The sequence below is a fragment of the Halanaerobium sp. genome, assembly GCF_003070835.1.
This window is the reverse complement of record NZ_QBLR01000359.1, coordinates 1-3,249: the sequence shown is the minus strand read 5'-3', so window position 1 is coordinate 3,249 and position 3,249 is coordinate 1. Positions and strand designations below refer to the sequence as shown.

The window sequence follows — 3,249 nt, the reverse complement described above, 5'->3', positions numbered from 1 at the left end:
CAGGTATAGTTATTGTTTTCATAAATCTACTCCATTTTTAAAAATTTTAGTTCTAAAATTATTTTATCATAACTTCTCATTAAAAGAAAAATATCTATATATAACAAAAACTCAGCGAAATCGCTGAGTTAAATACTTAATCAGAGAAATCACCTCTTCCATCTTTTGAGATAGCTCAACATCAGCAGTCTGGACTAAACTACTAATGACAGTTCTGCATATTTTTTATACAGACCCAGCAGACAGCCATTAAACCCTGACTGAAAACTTCGGCGAATCAGCCTTTCTTTCCCAACAGCGGTTTAAGCTGAAGTTGAAAAATACTAATCTAAATTCGCGCCTCTACCTCATCGAATCTGATGAGGCATTTTCCTATTAAAATTTATTATGTTTTTACTTTGTTTAAGTATATATAATAGAAGAAAGCTTGTCAAGAATTTAATGATAATTCATCTCAATAGATTTTTAGTAAATATAATAATTTTGTAAATTCTATTATAGTTCAAAAATAGCCAAGTATCCATGTATACAACTAAAACTTTAGCTTTTTAATTGATTTTAAGTGAATTATATATTAAGATTAATTTGTAATGGTTTAATGTTATAAAATTTTTTGAGGAGTGAGAAGTTTGAGCAATTATACTGAACGAGTTTTAAAAATGGTAAAAGACAGAAACCCTGGTGAAGTTGAATTCCATCAGGCTGTCGAGGAAGTTTTGGAGTCATTGAATCCAGTTTTTGAAAAACATCCGGAATATGAGGAAAATGGTATTTTAGAAAGGCTGGTCGAGCCGGAAAGGCAGATTATTTTCCGTGTTCCCTGGGTTGATGATCAGGGTCAGATTCAGGTTAATCGCGGTTTTAGAATTGAATTTAACTCAGCCCTTGGTCCTTATAAAGGTGGATTAAGATTTCATCCTTCTGTATATACAGGTATAGTAAAATTCCTGGGTTTTGAACAGATTTTTAAAAATGCCTTAACAGGTCGCCCGATTGGTGGAGGTAAAGGTGGTAGTGACTTTGATCCTAAAGGTAAATCTGATCAGGAAGTTATGCGTTTCTGTCAGAGCTTTATGACAGAACTAGCCCGCCATATTGGAGATAAGACTGATGTTCCTGCCGGTGATATTGGTGTTGGTGGTAGAGAAATCGGTTATCTCTTTGGGCAATATAAGAGAATTAAAAATAGATATGAAGCTGGAGTATTAACCGGTAAAGGTCTGGACTGGGGTGGAAGTCTGGTTCGGACTGAAGCCACAGGTTATGGTCTGGTCTACATATTAGAAGAAATGCTTAAAGAAAATGATTTATCTTTAAATAATAAGAAAGTTGTTATTTCAGGCTCTGGTAATGTTGCAATTTATGCCAATGAAAAAGTTACCCAGCTGGGTGCAAAAGTTGTGGCAATGAGTGATTCTTCCGGTTATTTATATGATGAAACAGGAATTGATCTTGAGCTGATTAAAGAAATTAAGGAAGTTAACCGCGGTAGAATTAAAGAATATCTTGAAGAATATCCTGAGGCAGTTTACTCTGAAGATTATAGTAATATCTGGTCTATTGATTGTGATATTGCTCTTCCCTGTGCCACTCAAAATGAAATGGATGCAGTAGGAGTACAGAAATTAATTGATAACGGAGTAATTGCAATTAGTGAAGGTGCAAATATGCCATTAACTCCAGAAGCAATTAAAATAGTTAAAAATAATGATCTCTTCTATATTCCTGGTAAAGCCGCTAATGCTGGTGGAGTTGCAACATCTGCTATAGAGATGACTCAAAATGCCATGTTTGATGAATGGACTTTTGATAAGGTTGATCAGGAACTGCAGAAGATTATGGTCAATATTTATAAAGATACCAGTGCAGCTGCTGCTGAATATGGCCTGGAAGGTGATCTGGTAGCAGGTGCAAATATTGCCGGTTTCTTAAAAGTTGCCAATGCAATGTTAGATCAGGGTGTAGTTTAATTTAGTAAGCATAACTATTTTACTACTATAAATAAATTGATATAACAAAATCCCGCCGGGCATTTTACTGCCTTGAGCGGGATTTTTATCTATCTGCTGCAAAATTTATCTTCTCATTCTCTTTGAAGATTAATTATTATAATGAAATGAATTTTTTATTACGAATCTCTTCCAAACATTCTATCCAGTACCATTGCTATAATTACAACTCCAAGACCGGCTTCAAAACCAAGTCCAATATCAACAACATTTAGTGATCTGAGAACTGGTTTGCCAAGTCCTCCAGCTCCAATCATAGCTGCAATAACTACCATAGATAGAGAAAGCATAATACACTGATTGATTCCCATCATAATTGAAGGCATAGCTCCTGGAAGTTCAATTTTAAATAAAATCTGCCACCAGTTTGCTCCAAAAGCATGACCGGCTTCTTCTAACTCTTCATCTACCTGTTTTATTCCCAGATAAGTTAATCTGATAGGTGGTGCAATTGCAAAAACTACAGTTGCAATCACTCCTGATACATTACCAAGACCAAAGAACATCAAAGCAGGAATTAAATAAACAAAAGGTGGAATCGTCTGCATAAAGTCCAGAATCGGTCGACTAATTAAATCTACAGCTTTATTATGAGCCTTAATAATTCCAATTGGAATCCCGATAACCAGCGCAATTAAAACAGAAGTAATTATAGAGGCTAGAGTTATAACTAAGGGTTCCCACATCCCTAGATTTAAAACTAGTGATAGACCAACCGCAACAAATACTGCCATCTTTTTCCCCTTAAGCTTCCAGGCTGCAGCTGCAAAGAGTGCAATTAATACCAGAGGATGCGGAAAAGCAAGTATTGACTCTATTCCGCTTACAATAAATTCTATAAAAGATGAAAATCCATTTAAAGGTCCACTAAAATTATTGATCAAAAAATTAACAAAGTTTTCTACCCAGTTTCCCAGAGGAATTTTGGTAGTTAAAAGTTCAAGAATACTATTAATAATAATCACCATCCCTTTTAAATTTTAACTGGCGGCACCAAATTTAATTGACACCACCAGCTTTACTTATTGATCGCTACTTTATATTTTTATAATGATATTTTCTTATTAATCTGACTTAGTTATTTACAATTTCAGCTATTACCTTTCTTCCCATTCGACCATCAGTACTTTCCACTCCAAAAACCCACTGGTTAACAATATCTAAGTTATTTGCAATCCATTCTTCAGCGATTGCTTCTGGATCACGTTCTTTATTTTGATATTCATCAATCCAGACATTC

General features: G+C 34.6%; 2 protein-coding genes and 1 riboswitch. Of the genes, one reads left to right on the top strand and one right to left on the bottom strand.

Annotated elements, in window-relative coordinates; all coding sequences use genetic code 11:
• Positions 1-163: 163 nt before the first annotated feature.
• Positions 164-353: riboswitch (Lysine riboswitch) on the bottom strand.
• A gap of 276 nt (positions 354-629) precedes the next feature.
• Complete coding sequence (gene gdhA / locus CI949_RS18965) at positions 630-1,970, top strand: NADP-specific glutamate dehydrogenase (RefSeq protein WP_290769306.1); 1,341 nt, start codon at positions 630-632, stop codon at positions 1,968-1,970.
• Positions 1,971-2,128: 158 nt separating this feature from the next.
• Here gdhA and CI949_RS18960 read toward each other — a convergent pair whose 3' ends face one another.
• Complete coding sequence (locus CI949_RS18960) at positions 2,129-2,977, bottom strand: proline/glycine betaine ABC transporter permease (RefSeq protein WP_290769304.1); 849 nt, start codon at positions 2,975-2,977, stop codon at positions 2,129-2,131.
• Positions 2,978-3,249 lie beyond the last annotated feature (272 nt).